Below are 14566 nucleotides of genomic sequence, written 5' to 3' on the forward strand. Positions count from 1 at the left end.
GCCGGGGTGACGGTGAACCTGACCACCCTCACGGCCTCCGGCGGCGACGCCCAGGGCGATCAGTTCGGCGCCGGGGCGGATTTCGAGAACATCCACGGATCGCCCTCCAATGACATCCTGACCGGCAATGCCCTTGCCAATGTGCTGTTGGGCCAGGGCGGGACCGACGTGCTGCGCGGGGCGGCCGGGGCCGACCGTCTCGATGGCGGCGACGGCATCGATTTCGCGATGTACAGCGAAAGCTCGGTCGCGGTGACGGTCAACCTCGCCACCGGCATCGGCAGCGGCGGCAACGCCCAGGGCGACACGCTGGTGTCGATCGAAGGCGTCTATGGCGGCAGCGGCGGCGACACGCTGATCGGCGATGCCGGGGCCAACACCCTGGTCGGCAATGGCGGCAACGACGTGATCCAGGGCGGGGCCGGCCGGGACAGCATGGCCGGCAACGACGGGGCCGACCGCTTCGTCTATGTCGCCCCGGGCGACAGCACGGTCGCTGCCGCCGACCGGATCACCGATTTCAGCCATGCCCAGGGCGATCGCCTCGACCTCGGCCAGATCGATGCCAATGCGGTGGTGGCCGGCAATCAGGCGTTCAGCTTCATCGGCAGCACCGCCTTCACCCACCATGCCGGGGAGCTGCGCTTCACCAGCGCCGGCGGGGTGACGGTGGTCAGCGGCGACGTGAACGGCGACGGCAATGCCGATGTCAGCATCGTCCTGACCGGCACCCTCGTCCTCGTGGCGGCGGATTTCGTGCTGTAGCGGCGGATTCGGGGACGCGCTTTAGCCGCGCGCGTCCTCGATCTTGCGCCCGATCTCATCGGCGAAGGTCGCGGCCTGGATCGGCTTCTGGATGTAGGAGGAGCCGCCGGCGGTCAGCGCCTGGTCGATCAGGCTCATGTCGCGGGTGGCGCTGATCATGATCACCGGCAGCGTGCGGTAGCCGGCATGGCCGCGGATCAGCGAGCACAATTCGGTGCCCGAGACTTCCGGCATGACGATGTCGATCAGCACGGCATCGAAGTCGCGCGGCGGCTTGCGGTCGTCATACAGGTCGAGGGCGGCGATCGCCTCCGCCGCGCTGGCGCTGGTCTCGGCCTCATGGCCTGCGGCGCGCAGCATGGTCGCGGCGAATTCCAGGAACAGCTCATCGTCGTCGACAAGCAGGATCTTCAACGGTCGGGCCTGTCCGCTCACAGCGCCGGCGCCTGCGGGGTCATGCCGCGTGCCTTCCCCGGTGGCGAGGTGGGCGGCTTCCGGCATCGTGTCGTCCCCGCTGCAATTCCATATCCGTTCCAGGCCCGGGTCCCTGGCGTTCCTTCGCCATGGCCCCATGCGGCCGGCAAGGAATCGCAGAAGTTCAATGCGATAGCAAATACATCCATATGTTGAAGTTAACGTTACCATCGATGCCCCGGCATGGCTACGCGGACCCACCGCCCGACCGCACCGCCCCGGCCAGTCCGGCGGCGGTGACCGAGGGGCCGAACAGGTAGCCCTGGCCCTGCTCGACCCCCAGCCGGCGCAGGATGTCCAGCTGGGCGGGGCTCTCGACATGTTCCGCACACAGCGACAGGCCGAAGGTCTCGGCGAAGCGGGCCACGGCGTCGATCAGCCGCTCGCAGCGGGGTTCGTCCGCCACCGTCTGCACGATCTCGCCGGCGACCTTGATGGCGCCGAAGGGCAGGCGGGCGAGGGCGGCGAGATTGGCCTCGCCGCTGCCGAAATCATCCAGTTCGAAAGTGATGCCCAGGCCGACCATGCGCTCGACCACGGCCTCGACCTCGGCCGGCATCCGGGTCAGGGCACGCTCGACGATCTCGATCCGCAGCAGGCTCAGCGGCAATCCGGCCTCGGCCATGCGGCCCAGCATGGTGGTGAAGACGGCGTCGGACTGCATCACGGAGACCGGGATGTTGACCGAGATCGGCACCAGCGCATCGCGCGGCAGCCGGATCAGCGTCTCGGCCAGCGTCGTCAGCAGCCATTCCGTGTATTTCAGCGCCAGGTCGGGCCGCCGCTCGACCCAGGGGATGAAATGGCTCGGCGCCAGCACCCCCAGGGTCGGATGGTTCCAGCGCGCCAGGGCCTCGAACGCCACCACCTTGCCGCTGGCGAGATGGACCCGGGGCTGGAACACCAGCCCGATCTGGTCCGATTGCAGCGCCGCGGGAATGTCGAACTCGACCACGGAGATCGACATCGCCCGGCGCACCTCCGGCGTGGCGGCGGATGCGATGCCCGTGCCGGACTGCTTGGCGTAGTACATCGCCATGTCGGCCAGGCGCTTCAGCAGGGCCGGGTCCGATTCATGGTCCGGGCAGGTGGCGATGCCGATGCTACAGTAGATCGGCAGCCGGTAGCCGCGCAGCATCGCCGGTTCCTTCAGCGCCGTGGCAATGCGCCCGGCCGCCTTCAGGGCGGCACCGGCATCGGCGCCGGTCACGATGGCGGCGAATTCGTCGCCCCCCAGCCGGGCGACGAAGGCATCGGCCGACAAAGCGCGGCGCAGCCGGCTGCCGACGATGGCGAGCAAGAGGTCGCCGACCTCATGCCCCAGCGTGTCGTTGACCTTCTTGAACTCGTCCAGATCCATGAACAGGACCGACACCGGCTCAGCCTCGTGGCCCTGGGCGATGATCTGGTTCAGCCGCTCCTCGAAATGCCGGCGGTTGGGCAGGCCCGTCAGCGGGTCGCGATAGATCAGGTCCTGGACCTCGCGGTCGCGCCGGTCGCGTCGCAGCGCCACGGCGAACAGTCGGCGCACCGTGTCCAGCAGCGCCCTTGGCGGGGCCGGCATCCGGCCCGAAGGATCGGCCAGGACCAGGGCGCCGGCGATCCGGTCGTCATCATCGGCCAGGGGCAGCGCGGCGATCGCGACCACCGCGTCGTCCGGCCCCATGCCGCCTTCGGCCGGGGCATTGGTGAAGACGGCGACCGCGGGCGGCGGCCCGGCCGGGCCGACACGGATCGTTGCCAAGGCCGGCAGGATGGCGGCAGGCACCGTGCTGTGGGCGGCCAGCGACAGGCTGGCGCCGCTTTCGTCCAGCCGCAGGAAGGCGACGCCGGCCGGTGCGATCAGCCGGCTGAGCGCCCGGGCCAGGCTCAGCAGAATGGCGTCGAGGGCTTCTCCGTCGGCCAGGGCCTGCAATGTGTCGCGCTGCAGCGCGACCAGATGGTCTGATGGCATATCGGTCATGGCGTGCCGGTCGCGACTCCCGGCGATGCCGCGGCGCCCGGGGCGGGCCGGGGCCATGCTGACGGAAGACGGGCGGCAGCCGCCGGGGCCACGCCGCAGCGTGGCCGGGGTGGACGATGTCTGCCGCTCATGGGCCGTGGGTCCTCGTCGAAAAATGGATCCTGGCAACCAAACCGGTTCCTGCGATTAGAACCGGATTTCACCGCCAGCGAAAGGAATTCAGATATTTAGAATTTTATGCAAATGCAATTGTTCGACGCTATCCTGCGACCGAATGAATCGGTCAGATTGCGACAAATCGCAACGAATTTCTCTCTATTCCAATCATATGCGGTCGCGATCGGCTTGAAAAGCAGGCTGTCCGACAAGCGGTTGACCGAATCACCGGTATGGATCTGCGTGAGCCCACCGGCCGGGCGGGCCGGCCGGTGGGCGCTGGTGTCACGCCGCGGGCAGGGCCGCCAGGATCTGCTCGACCGTCCGCACCTTCGAGACGCGCGGCAGGGTCTTCTCCAGCGCGAACTGATGCAGGCCGTCGCCCAGGCTGCTCGACGCATCCGCGGCGACGATCACGGCATAGTTGTGCTGCCAGCCATCCCGCGCGGTCGATTCGACGCTGAAATTGGTCGCGACGCCGCCCAGCACGACGGTGTCGATGCCGCGGCGGCGCAGCTGCAGGTCCAGCTCGGTGCCGTGGAAGGCGCTCCATTGCCGCTTGGTGATGACCACGTCGGGGCGGATCTCCGCCAAGTCAGGCGCGAACTCCGCCCAGTCGGCGGGCAGGCCGCCTGATGGCACCGCCAGCGGCACGTCTACCGCGCGCGGCGGCGCATCGACGAAGCCGTCGGAAAAGCTGACGCGGACCAGGACGATGGTGCCGCCGGCGGCGGCGATGCGGCGGGCGAGCAGGGCGGAATTGGCCGCCACCGTGGCCGCGGAATGCGGCGTCAACGGCAGGGACAGGATGCCCTTCTGCACATCGATCAGAACCAGGGCAGTCCTGCGTGGGTCGATGGTCGGAAGGATGGGGTTGGGCATGGCGGGATGTCCGGTTTTCGGGCGCAGGCCGCCATCGGCTGTCCGGGATGGACTGCCGCGGTGACCGGCCGGCGCCGATGGGTTATATGAGGGTCAACTCACATTGGATTTATATGAGGATGTCCTCACAAAACGCAAGCCCCGCCGTCAAGCAGCCGCAGCGCCAGCGGGGCCGGGACCGTGTGGCCGGCCTGCTGGCCGCGGCGGCCGATGTCTTCGCCGAGAAGGGCTATGACGCGGCGACCATGACCGAGATCGCGGCGCGGGCCGGGGCGTCGATCGGGTCGCTGTACCAGTTCTTCCCGACCAAGGAGCTGCTGACCGAGGCCCTGCATGCCGGCCAGGTCGAAGCCATGTCGCAGATGCTGGACGCCCTGCTGGTGGAGCTGCGCGGCCTGCCACCGGCGGTGCTGGGCGACCGGCTGTTCGCGGCGCTGGAGGATTTTCTCGCCGCCCGCCCGTCCTATGCCGTGCTGACCGCCCGGCACCGGCCGGATCCGGAGCGCAAGCGGGTGATGCGGCCGCGCATGCGCGGCCAGGTTGCGGCGTTGCTGATGCAGGCGGCGCCGCCGGTGCCGGCCGACCGGGCGGCGGTGCTGGCGATCGTGGTGATGGAGCTGATCAAGGTCGTCGTCGGCCTCAGCGCCGAACCGGAACTCGCCGTGCGCGGTGCCGTGCGCGACGAGTTGCTGGGCATGCTGCGCGACCGGCTGGAGCGGGGCTGACGCCTGGCGCTGCCGCGGCAGATTGACGAATCGTCGGGCGGCCTTCAAAGCTGCATGCTTCGGCGGCGTCGGGGGGCGCGGTTCACATCATTCCGGATCGAAGGGCAGGGCCATGCGCCATCTACGTCTCGTGCGACGCGTTGCGATGGCGGCGGTTCTGGCGATCGGCGCCGCGGCGCCGGCCCAGGCGGCCGGCAACAAGATCATCTTCATCTCGCCCAACCCGCTCGGGGTGAACGACTTCCTCAAGCTCGGCCGCAAGGGCGCCGAGGAAGCGGCCGCCGGGATCGGCGGCGAGGCCAAGATCTATGAGAGCACCGACCCCGCCACCCGCCGCCAGAATGTCGAGGCGGCGGCGCGCGAAGGCGCGGCGGTGGTAATCGTGCTCGGCTTCGAATTCGGCGACATCGTGCCCGACGCCGCGGCCAAGTTCCCCGACACCAAGTTCCTGATCGTCGACCAATGCATCCAGAAGCCGCTGCCGAACGTCTATTGCGCCGTGTTCCGCGAGCATGAGGGCGCCTATCTCGCCGGCGCCGAAGCGGCGCTGACCTCAGCCAGCGGTACGGTCGGCAGCATCGGCGCGCTCGACATCCCGTTCCTGCACCGCTTCACCGACGGCTTCGCCGCCGGCGCCAAGGCGGCGAATGACGAGGTCGTGGTCAGCCCGACGCTGTGGGTCGGCGGCGACAACCCCTTCTCCGACCCGGTGCGGTCGCAACAGCAGGCGGTGTCGCTGATCAGCGACGGCGCCGACCGGGTGCTGGCCGCCACCTCCGGCGGCAATGGCGGCATCTTCAAGGCGGCGGAGGCGACGCCGGGCACCCTGGCCTTCGGCGTCGACGTCAACCAGTGCCCGCTGGCGCCCGGCGTGGTGATGGACAACATCGAGAAGAAGGTCGATGTCGCCCTGGTTCAGGCGGTCAAGGGCATCCTGGCCGGCACCCAGGCGCCGCTGACCTCCTACGGGCTGAAGGAAGGAGGCATCACCCTGACCGGCCTGGGCGACGACGTCGCCACTTCGAAATGCCTGATCGCCGAACACCCCGATGTCATCGCCAAGGTGCGTGAGATCCGTGACGCCATCGTCGCCGGCACGGTGACGGTGGCCGACCCGCTGACGGCCGCCCCGTAACCGGCCGCGGTCGGGGGGCCGGGCCCGTGGCATTCCTGGAGATGCGCGGGATCGTCAGGCGCTATCCCGGCGTGCTGGCGAACGACCAGGTCGACCTGTCGGTCGAGGCTGGCGAGATCCACGCCGTGATGGGCGAGAACGGGGCCGGCAAATCGACCCTGATGGGCATCCTGTACGGCCTGGTGCAGCCGGATGAGGGCGAGTTCGCGATCGCCGGCAAACCCTGCCGGTTCCGCACGCCGATCGATGCGATCGCGGCCGGCCTCGGCATGGTGCACCAAGCCTTCAAGCTGTTCGACAGCCTGACGGTGTGGGAGAACGTGGTCTATCGCGACGAGCCTCGGCGGGGCCCGTTCATCGACCGCCGCGCCGCCCGGGCCAGGGTGGCGGAGCTGGCGCGGCGCTTCGACCTGCCGGTCGATCCCGACGCCCGGGTCGGCACCCTGCCGGTCGGGGTCAAGCAGCGGATCGAGATCCTCAAGGCCCTGTACCGCGATGCCCGCATCCTGATCCTGGACGAACCGACCGCGGTCTTGACCCCGCGGGAACGTGACGGGCTGTTCGCGGTGATGCGCAGCTTGGCGGCGGACGGGCGCACCATCCTGTTCGTGACCCACAAGATCCATGAGGTGATGGCGGTGACCGACCGCATCACCGTGCTGCGCGACGGCCGTGTCGCCGCCCGCATGGCCACGGCCGACACCGACCCGCAGGCGATCATCCGGGCGATGACCGGCCGCAACGTCGTGCTCAAGGTCGACAAAGCGCCGGCCATGCCGGGCCGGCCGCTGCTGCAGGTCGATGGCCTGACGGTACAGGCGCCGGGCCGGCCGGCGGTCGACGGCGTGTCCTTCACCGTGCGGGCGGGGGAGATCGTCGGCATCGCCGGGGTCGCCGGCAACGGCCAGACCGAACTGATCGAGGCCGTCGCGGGGCTGCGCGCCGCCGATGCCGGCACCGTGCAGGTCGACGGGCGCGACGTCACCGCGGCGGGTGTCGCCGGCCGCCGCGCCGCCGGCATCGCCACTGTGCCGGAGGACCGGGCCCACACCGGCACGGCGCTGCGCGCCAGCGCCACCGACAATCTGTCCATGGGCTTTCACGACCGGCCGCCGCTGTCGCGCCGCGGCGTGCTGGACCGCGCGGCGATGCGGCGGCGGGCGCGCGACCTGATCGCCCGTTTCGGCGTGAAGATCCCGGGCGAGGACGTTGCGGTCGGCACCCTGTCCGGCGGCAATCTGCAGAAGGTGGTGGTGGCGCGCGAGCTCGACCACCAGGCGCCGGTGCTGATCGCGGAGCAGCCGACCCGCGGCGTCGATGTCGGCGCCATCGAATTCATCCATGGCCGGCTGGTGGCCGAACGCGACAAGGGCCGGGCGGTGTTGCTGGTCTCGGCGGAGCTGACCGAGATCCTCGCCCTCTCCGACCGGGTGCTGGTGATGTATGAGGGCCGGGTGATCGCCGAGGTGCCTGGCATCGAGGCCACCGAAACCAGCCTCGGCCTACTGATGGCCGGCGTGGTGGGGGCGGCGGCATGATGGAGGATTCAAATTCAAACGCGTTGCCTCTCCCGTTTGCGGGAGAGGTCGGAGACGCGAAGCGGTTCCGGGTGAGGGTTCTTCGTCGAGGCCGGGACCAGCCCTCACCCGGACGTCCCAAGAGACGTCCGACCTCTCCCGCCAGGCGGGAGAGGCAACGCGAAAAATTCCAGCGCAGGGGACCGGCATGACCGCCGCCGCCGGCTTCCTGCGCACCGCCGCCACCTCCTCCGTGCTGTGGGCAATCATCGGCGGCTTCGTCATCGGCGCGCTGATCACCCTGGCGGCCGGACATGATCCGGTGGCGGTCTATGGCGAGATCCTGGCCGGCGCCGTGGCCGGGCCGAATTGGGCAGAAACCGTCGCCCGGGCGGTGCCGCTGGTCGGCATGGCGCTGGTCGCCGCCATCCCGCTGCGCGGCGGCATGGTCAATCTCGGCGGCGACGGCCAGCTGGTGCTGGGCGGGCTGGTGGCGGCGCTGGTGGCGCTGTACCTGCCGGCGCCCGGCCTCGTCCGGATGGCCGCCGCCATCGCCGCGGCCATGGCCGTTTCCGGCGCCTATGCGGCGCTGGCCGCCTGGGGCGAGGTGAAGTTCGGCGTGCCGCTGCTGATCTCGACCCTGCTGCTCAGCTACCCTGCCCGCGGCGTCACCTCCTACCTCGCGCGCTTTCCGCTGCGCGACCCGTCCACCGGCATGCCCGAGACCTTCCGCATCGACGAGGCGGCGCGGCTGCCGGTGCTGGTGCCGGGCACGCCGATCACCTGGGGCCTCGTCCTGCTGCTGGTCGTCATCGCCGCTGTCGTGTTCACCGACCGGCGCGGCACCGCCGGCTACGCGCTGCGGCTGCGCGGCCTGAACCCGCGCTTCGCCGCCTATGGCGGGGTCGATCTCGGCGGCCAGACCGTGCGCACCCTGTTCGCCAGCGGCGCCGTCGCCGGGCTGGTCGGCGCCATCCTGGTGCTGGGCGACCAGTTCCGCTTCACCGACGGCGCGCTGCTGTCGCCGGCCTACACCTGGTCCGGGCTGATGGCGGCGCTGCTGGCGATGGGCGAACCGGTCGGGGCCGTCTGTGCCGGGCTGTTCTTCGCGGCGCTGCAGACCGGCGGCTTCGCCATGGAACGGGCGACGGAGGTGCCGCGGGTGCTGACCCTGGTGCTGCAGGCGGTGATCATCCTGCTGCTGGCCATGCGCCACGGCCTGCCGCGCCGCTGGGGCCGGTAAGATGGACTGGTTGTCGATCTTCAACGCGGTGCTGTTCGCCCAGGCGATCCAGGCGGTGACGCCGATCCTGCTGGCCGGCCTGGCCGGGGTGCTGTGCGACCGCGCCGGCGTGTTCAACATCGTGCTGGAAGGCCAGATGCTGATCGGCGCCTTCGCCGCGATCGCCGGGACCTATTACACCGGCAGCGTCGCCGGCGGCGTCGCCGTCGCCCTGGCCGGCACCATGGCCTTCGCCGCCATCCTGGCCTTCGGCGCCACCTGGTTCCGCGGCGACCCGATCGTGATCGGCATCGGCCTCAACCTGCTGGCCTCGGGGCTGACCGCCTTCCTGCTGCGCATCCTGTTCGGCGTGTCCGGCACCTTCACCGACCCGACGATGCAGGATTTGCCACGCATCGTGCTGCCGCGGATCGCCGCGGTGCCGTGGTTCAGCCGTGTGTTCGGCGGCCACAGCGTCATTACCTGGGCGGCCTGGTTGCTGGTGATCCTGGTCGCGGTGTTCCTGTTCCGCACCGTCTGGGGCCTGCGGCTGCGCGGCGTCGGCGAACGGCCGGATGCGTCGGAAACGCTGGGCGTCGGCGTCGCCCGCTACCGCATCGCCGCGGTGCTGTCGGGCGGCGCGCTGTGCGGCCTGGCCGGGGCACAGCTGTCGCTCGGCAGCGTCACCCTGTTCGCCGAGGACATGAGCGCCGGGCGCGGCTGGATCGCCGTGGTCGCGGTGATGCTCGGCCGGGGTCACCCGGTCGGCGTCGCCCTGGCCTGCCTGCTGTTCGGCTTCGCCGACGCGGCCGGGCTGCGGCTGCAGGGCAGGGGCCTGCCGAACCAGCTCACCGACATGGCGCCCTATGTCATCACCCTGGTCGCCCTGGTGATCGCCCGCGGCCGCCGCCGTCGCGGTGCTATGATCTGACGATCGAGAAGAACGGAGCCGCCGCGATGGAAGACCCCTATGTCCTGGCACAGGATGCCGCCGCGGCGCTGAAGGCGAAGCTCGGCGCCGATCATCATGCCGCCATCGTGCTCGGCTCCGGCTGGGGCCCGGCGGTGGACCGGATCGGCGACACCGTGGCCGAGGTGCCGTTCACCGAGATCCCGGGCTTCCCGCCGACCACCGTGCTCGGCCACAAGGGCGTGTTCCGCAGCGTCCAGGCGGGCGACCGCCGCATCCTGGTGATGGCCGGCCGGGTCCATCTCTATGAGGGCCATCCGCCGGCCAAGGTGGTGCATGGCGTGCGCAGCATGGTGCTGGCCGGCGCGAAGATCGTGGTGCTGACCAATGCCTGCGGCGGCCTGCGCCCCGGCATGGCGCCGGGCGAACCGGTGCTGATCCGCGACCACATCAACTTCACCGGCGTGTCGCCGCTGACCGGCCCGAACCCGGAGGCGCTGGGCCCGCGCTTCGTCGACCTGACCGGCTGCTACGCGCCGCGGCTGCGCCGGGCGGCCCAGGCGCTGGACCCGGCCTTGACCGAGGGCGTCTATGTCGGCTTTCCCGGCCCGATGTTCGAGACGCCGGCCGAGATCGAGATGGTCGGCCGCTGGGGCGGCGACATGGTCGGCATGTCGACGGTGCTGGAGGCGATCGCCGCCCGCCATCTCGGCGCCGAGGTGCTGGGGCTGGCCCTGGTCACCAACCTCGCCGCCGGCCTGCCCGGCGCGAATTTCGACCATGAGGAGATCCTGGAGGTCGCCCGCGCCACCGCCGAACGGATGGGCGGGCTGTTCCACGACCTGGTGCGGACGATCTGACACGATCGAAGGGGGATTTGCCATGCGAAGACTGGCTGTCGTTGCCGCGATCGTGCCGCTGGCCTGGCTGACTGCCTGCGCCGGGACGGCCGAACCGCCGCCGCGGGCGAAACAGCCCTCGGTGCTCGACCGGGTGGTCGCGCCGGCCGTGGGCCAGATCGGCGTCAAAGTCAGCCCACAGGGCGGCCTGCAGATCCCCACCAAGCCGGCTCCGTAGCGGTTAGCCGCTATTCTGCCGCGGCGCGGCCGTCGGCGGCGGCCTCGGCCTCGATCATCCCGGCCAGGCGGCGGCGGAAGCGCACCGGCCCGGCGTCGATCTTCAGGTTCAGATTGGGCGTGCGTTTGGTTGCCATGCCGCGATGCACCGCCGCCAGCACGGCGGCGTCCTCCTCGAAGGCGCCGCGCACCGAGGCCGCGAATTTGCGCGAGACCTCGGCGTCATCAGGGGCGAAGTTCCGCATCTGGAACCAATAGTACCGGGTCCGGTTCTCGTCGATCGGGGTCATGAAGTTGTAGCTGTCCATCAGGAACACATCGGGATGGGCCGGCCGGTCCTCGCCGCCGCTGCCGGCCGGGGTGAACACCGCGCGGATGATGGCGTGGCAGGGGTAGCGCACCTCGTAATGCTGCTTGCGGTCGCAAGGACCCGAGAATTTGAGGAACGGTGCGTAGAACGGGGCGGGCTCGGCATCGAGCAGCCAGCGCCAGACCGTGACCCCGTCCTCGGCCAGCGTGGTCTCCAGCGGCGTCTCCTCGCAGCCCGCGCCGGCGAAGGAGCCCTGGTGGACCCAGGCGACATGCGAGGGGTCGAGCAGGTTGTCGGTCATGTAGAGGTAGTGGCAGTCGAGCATCATCGACTCGCCGCGGTTCAGCCCCCAGGCCGGGTCGCCGTAATGCTCGACTTGGAAGATCAGCTCCGGGTCGGCCCGGTCGGCCTCGCCCATCCAGATCCAGACCAGGCCGTAGCGCTCCGCCAGCGGATAGGACCGGACGCGGGCGATGTGCGGGATGCGCTCGGCCCCCGGCACGCGGGTGCAGGCGCCGCTGCAGTCGAAGGTCAGGCCGTGATAGCCGCATTCGACCTCGTCGCCCTTCAGCCGGCCCATCGACAGCGGCAGCTTGCGGTGCGGGCAGGCGTCTTCCAGCGCCACCGGCGTCCCGTCCGCGCGGCGATACAACACCACGCCTTCGCCGAGGATCGTGGTGGGCACCAGCGTGCGCCCGACCTCATGGTCCCAGGCGGCGACATACCAGGCGTTGCGCAGATACATGGCGTTTCCCCTTCCGGGCCCGGCTTCGGCGCGGCCCGCGGTGGTTTTGCTGTGCCGCCAAGTCTGCGCCTTTGCCGGGAGGGGACAAGTCGCCTCCGGTTGCGTTCTGGTTTAGAAAAACTAAAACGTCTTCGCCTCCAGGACCTGTCCCGGGAAATACGGCAGCAGGCCGGTCTGCGGGTGGCAGTTCACGTATTCGAACAACTGCCCCTGCGCCGGCAGGACCATCACCTCGTGCCAAAGCCTCGTGTCCAGCCGCTCGCGCTGCACCGCCATCGCGACGAAGCGCGAGAAGATCGCCAGATGGGTCGGGTGATGCTCCGCCCAGCGTTCGAGATGGCGCAGGCTGAGGAAGAAGCCCAGGCCGAAGGCACGGGCCTGTGCCCGGCCATCCGGCGTCACCGCGGTGGCGAAGCGCATGTCGCAGCAGCCAGTGGCGTCCGGATTGTCCCGCAGATACGCCATCCCGTCGACCAGGGCCGGCCGCACCGACCCGTCATACTGGTCCAGTTCTTCCTCGCCGCAGCGGGACCAGTCCTGGCCGGAGCGGATGAGCACGAGGTTCTCCGGCGCGGTCACGCGCACCCGGCGGCCCCGGGTGTCGGACACGCCTTCCCGTGGCAGGGTGTCGCCGAAGGGGCTGGCCAGCCCGTCCGCCCGCGCGGCCGGGATGCGGTCGCGCATGCTGCCCCAGTAGAGATGCTCCTCGACCGGGCCGTCGATCGGGTGCCCCGTGCAGGCCGCGCCGACCGGATCCGCGGTGCCGAAGATGGATTCCAGCCGGCCGAGCGGGATGGTCAGCACCTCGCGGCTGTGCCCGGTCCGCCGGCTCAGGCGCTGCGGGTCGTCCCACCAGGCGTCGAAGCCGGAGGCCTCGTTCCACCGGTCATACGCCCCGGGGTCGGTCCAATAGGCGATCGAGACGATCCAGGCGCGGCCGACACGGTCGGAATGGGTGCCGTGCTCGACATGGGCCGGGCCGTCCGTCGCGGCAAAGAATTCTGTCATCCGCCGGAGATGCGCGGCATGGTCGCCGGCGTCGCCCTCGGTCGAGAAATGCGCCGCGACCATCTGTCCGGACCGCGTGGCGAAGCGGGCCGACCAGGCCGGGGCCACCGGCTGCCATGCCGCAGGCTTGCGCGAGGCGAGGGCCGGCGTCGCCGGTGCTGCGAGATGCGGGCAGGTGCTGCCGGCGGAATCGGGTGCGGGGGCGACCATCGTCTTCCTCCTGGGGCTGCGCCATCTAGCGCCCGGCCTCTCCAGAATGACAATTTGGTCTTTGGTATCAAGGCGGTGGCTCATTCCATAGACTGCGGCTGCGGGCCTTGGGCCCGGCATCATTGCGTCGCTCTCCGCGCTCCCCGAGAATGGCGTGGTGCCGTCCACGGGGGCAGAGGAATGGAATCATTGCCGCCCTTGCGGGCCCTGCAGGCGTTCGAGGCGGTCGGGCGGCGCGGCAGCGTGACCGAGGCGGCGGCCGAGCTGAACGTCTCGCCCGGCGCGGTCAGCCAGCAGATCCGGCGGATCGAGCAGGCGCTTGGCGTGCAGTTGCTGGAGCGCCGTGGCAAGGGGCTGGAGCTGACCCATTGGGGCCGGCTGTATCATCGCGAGATCGCCCAGGGCTTCACGAAGCTGCGTGGCGCGCAGGACAGCCTGGCCCGGGCGCGCGGCGAAAGCGGGCTGGTGGTCAGTTGCCTGCCTTCGGTGGCCGGCAAATGGCTCGGCCAGCGGCTGTTCGACTGGCAGGATCGCCACCCCGGCGCGCCGATCCGGCTGATCGGCACCGAGGTCGAGCCTCGCCTCGGCCTCGACCGCACCGATTTCCGCATCACCTATGGCGACCCGGCCCGGCTGTTCGACCATTATGCCGAGCTGTTCACCGACTGGATCGTGCCGGCCTGCGCGCCGGTGCTGCTGGCGGGCCGGCGATATCGCGGCCCGGCCGATCTGCTGGCACTGCCGCTGCTGGGCATCGACTGGGACCTCGCCCCTGGCACCCTGCCGGGCTGGGCGGAGTGGGCGCACAGCGCCGGGCTGGGGGCGGTCGAGGCGAAGATCGCCCTGACCTTCTCGCTGTCGGGCTCGGCGATCGATGCCGCCGTGGGCGGCCGCGGCGTGGTACTGGGGCAACTGGCAATGATCGCCGACGAGGTGGCGGCCGGCCGGCTGGTGATCCCGGTCGACCACCGCATGCCGCTGCCCTTCCCGTACTTCCTGGCCTGGGACCGCGCCGCGCTGGCGAAGCCGTTCGGCCCGGAATTCCGGTCCTGGATCGTCTCGGTGGCGCGGCGGCAGGGGGCGCTGTCTGCGCCCCCTGCACTGTCCGGTGCCTAAAGACGGTCTTTAGTGGTTGTTGCGCGGGATGCCCTTGGTCTGGGCGACGCGCTGGTACTTCAGCGCCGGCTTGAGCGCCATGCCTCCGGCCAGCTGATCGGTCATCCCGCGCTGGATCTCCTGCCACGGAGTCTGGCTGGCCGGGTACTTGTAGCCGCCCTGGGCGTCCAGATCGGCGCGCCGGCGGGCCCATTCCTCGTCGGACACCAGGACGTTCACGGTGCGTTGGCGCAGATCGACCCGCACCTTGTCCCCGGTCTTCAGCAGCGCCAGGCCGCCGCCGGCCGCCGCCTCGGGCGAGGCGTTCAGGATCGAGGGCGACCCTGACGTGCCGGACTGGCGGCCGTCGCCG

At 70.4% G+C, this 14566-nt stretch carries 14 protein-coding genes and 1 pseudogene; 9 read left to right on the forward strand and 6 right to left on the reverse strand.

The window, feature by feature from the left end; translation table 11 throughout:
- Positions 1-765: M10 family metallopeptidase C-terminal domain-containing protein (locus AC3XYG_RS00320; RefSeq protein WP_489137820.1), on the forward strand; the 765-nt coding region annotated here is incomplete at its 5' end.
- Positions 766-786: 21 nt separating this feature from the next.
- On the opposite strand, the gene AC3XYG_RS00325 is transcribed toward AC3XYG_RS00320, so the two are convergent.
- The 3 genes from AC3XYG_RS00325 to AC3XYG_RS00335 all read right to left on the reverse strand — a co-directional run bounded on the left by AC3XYG_RS00325 (position 787) and on the right by AC3XYG_RS00335 (position 4240).
- Positions 787-1266: a response regulator gene (locus AC3XYG_RS00325; protein ID WP_489137821.1), complete on the reverse strand. Its 480-nt coding sequence runs from the start codon at positions 1264-1266 to the stop codon at positions 787-789.
- A gap of 160 nt (positions 1267-1426) precedes the next feature.
- The gene (locus AC3XYG_RS00330; protein ID WP_489137822.1) at positions 1427-3202 is read right to left on the reverse strand and encodes a putative bifunctional diguanylate cyclase/phosphodiesterase; all 1776 of its coding nucleotides are present in this window, start codon (positions 3200-3202) and stop codon (positions 1427-1429) included.
- Between the two features lie 441 nt (positions 3203-3643).
- Positions 3644-4240 carry a hydrolase gene (locus tag AC3XYG_RS00335; RefSeq protein WP_489137823.1) on the reverse strand — a complete coding sequence of 199 codons (597 nt, stop codon included), beginning with the start codon at positions 4238-4240 and terminating at the stop codon, positions 3644-3646.
- 119 nt (positions 4241-4359) lie between these two features.
- Between AC3XYG_RS00335 and AC3XYG_RS00340 the strand changes: the two genes are divergently transcribed.
- The 7 genes from AC3XYG_RS00340 (at position 4360) to AC3XYG_RS00370 (ending at position 10826) form a co-directional block, all read left to right on the forward strand.
- On the forward strand, positions 4360-4965 hold the full coding sequence (locus AC3XYG_RS00340; protein ID WP_489137824.1) for a TetR/AcrR family transcriptional regulator: 606 nt from the start codon (positions 4360-4362) through the stop codon (positions 4963-4965).
- A 145-nt stretch (positions 4966-5110) separates the two neighbouring features.
- Positions 5111-6100 (forward strand): BMP family ABC transporter substrate-binding protein, encoded by a 990-nt coding sequence (locus tag AC3XYG_RS00345; RefSeq protein ID WP_489137825.1) that lies wholly within the window; start codon positions 5111-5113, stop codon positions 6098-6100.
- A gap of 26 nt (positions 6101-6126) precedes the next feature.
- Positions 6127-7638: an ABC transporter ATP-binding protein gene (locus AC3XYG_RS00350; RefSeq protein WP_489137826.1), complete on the forward strand. Its 1512-nt coding sequence runs from the start codon at positions 6127-6129 to the stop codon at positions 7636-7638.
- A gap of 187 nt (positions 7639-7825) precedes the next feature.
- Positions 7826-8860 carry an ABC transporter permease gene (locus AC3XYG_RS00355; RefSeq protein ID WP_489137827.1) on the forward strand — a complete coding sequence of 345 codons (1035 nt, stop codon included), beginning with the start codon at positions 7826-7828 and terminating at the stop codon, positions 8858-8860.
- Between the two features lies 1 nt (position 8861).
- Positions 8862-9770 (forward strand): ABC transporter permease, encoded by a 909-nt coding sequence (locus tag AC3XYG_RS00360; RefSeq protein ID WP_489137828.1) that lies wholly within the window; start codon positions 8862-8864, stop codon positions 9768-9770.
- Positions 9771-9796: 26 nt separating this feature from the next.
- The gene (locus AC3XYG_RS00365) at positions 9797-10609 is read left to right on the forward strand and encodes a purine-nucleoside phosphorylase (protein WP_489137829.1); all 813 of its coding nucleotides are present in this window, start codon (positions 9797-9799) and stop codon (positions 10607-10609) included.
- Between the two features lie 22 nt (positions 10610-10631).
- A complete protein-coding gene (locus tag AC3XYG_RS00370; RefSeq protein ID WP_489137830.1) occupies positions 10632-10826 on the forward strand; it encodes a hypothetical protein in 195 nt (64 codons plus the stop codon).
- A 10-nt stretch (positions 10827-10836) separates the two neighbouring features.
- Here the strand turns inward: AC3XYG_RS00370 and AC3XYG_RS00375 are convergent, their stop codons facing one another.
- Both AC3XYG_RS00375 and AC3XYG_RS00380 read right to left on the reverse strand, forming a co-directional pair.
- The gene (locus tag AC3XYG_RS00375) at positions 10837-11880 is read right to left on the reverse strand and encodes an aromatic ring-hydroxylating dioxygenase subunit alpha (protein WP_489137831.1); all 1044 of its coding nucleotides are present in this window, start codon (positions 11878-11880) and stop codon (positions 10837-10839) included.
- Positions 11881-12000: 120 nt separating this feature from the next.
- Positions 12001-13098, reverse strand: coding sequence for a phenylacetaldoxime dehydratase family protein (locus tag AC3XYG_RS00380; RefSeq protein WP_489137832.1), 1098 nt, complete (start codon positions 13096-13098; stop codon positions 12001-12003).
- A 180-nt stretch (positions 13099-13278) separates the two neighbouring features.
- Here AC3XYG_RS00380 and AC3XYG_RS00385 point away from each other — a divergent pair, with 180 nt between their 5' ends.
- Positions 13279-14214, forward strand: a complete 936-nt coding sequence (locus AC3XYG_RS00385; RefSeq protein ID WP_489137833.1) for a LysR family transcriptional regulator — start codon at positions 13279-13281, stop codon at positions 14212-14214.
- Positions 14215-14223: 9 nt separating this feature from the next.
- Here AC3XYG_RS00385 and AC3XYG_RS00390 read toward each other — a convergent pair.
- A pseudogene (locus AC3XYG_RS00390) lies at positions 14224-14566 on the reverse strand (dihydroxy-acid dehydratase); the annotation flags it as partial.

Source organism: Inquilinus sp., assembly GCF_057815775.1.

Bases quoted from the DNA above. Each gene is read 5' to 3' on its own strand.
- AC3XYG_RS00325 (WP_489137821.1), bottom strand. From the start codon at position 1,266: ATGCCGGAAGCCGCCCACCTCGCCACCGGGGAAGGCACGCGGCATGAC.
- AC3XYG_RS00330 (WP_489137822.1), bottom strand. From the start codon at position 3,202: ATGACCGATATGCCATCAGACCATCTGGTCGCGCTGCAGCGCGACACA.
- AC3XYG_RS00335 (WP_489137823.1), bottom strand. From the start codon at position 4,240: ATGCCCAACCCCATCCTTCCGACCATCGACCCACGCAGGACTGCCCTG.
- AC3XYG_RS00340 (WP_489137824.1), top strand. From the start codon at position 4,360: ATGTCCTCACAAAACGCAAGCCCCGCCGTCAAGCAGCCGCAGCGCCAG.
- AC3XYG_RS00345 (WP_489137825.1), top strand. From the start codon at position 5,111: ATGGCGGCGGTTCTGGCGATCGGCGCCGCGGCGCCGGCCCAGGCGGCC.
- AC3XYG_RS00355 (WP_489137827.1), top strand. From the start codon at position 7,826: ATGACCGCCGCCGCCGGCTTCCTGCGCACCGCCGCCACCTCCTCCGTG.
- AC3XYG_RS00360 (WP_489137828.1), top strand. From the start codon at position 8,862: ATGGACTGGTTGTCGATCTTCAACGCGGTGCTGTTCGCCCAGGCGATC.
- AC3XYG_RS00365 (WP_489137829.1), top strand. From the start codon at position 9,797: ATGGAAGACCCCTATGTCCTGGCACAGGATGCCGCCGCGGCGCTGAAG.
- AC3XYG_RS00370 (WP_489137830.1), top strand. From the start codon at position 10,632: ATGCGAAGACTGGCTGTCGTTGCCGCGATCGTGCCGCTGGCCTGGCTG.
- AC3XYG_RS00375 (WP_489137831.1), bottom strand. From the start codon at position 11,880: ATGTATCTGCGCAACGCCTGGTATGTCGCCGCCTGGGACCATGAGGTC.
- AC3XYG_RS00380 (WP_489137832.1), bottom strand. From the start codon at position 13,098: ATGGTCGCCCCCGCACCCGATTCCGCCGGCAGCACCTGCCCGCATCTC.
- AC3XYG_RS00385 (WP_489137833.1), top strand. From the start codon at position 13,279: ATGGAATCATTGCCGCCCTTGCGGGCCCTGCAGGCGTTCGAGGCGGTC.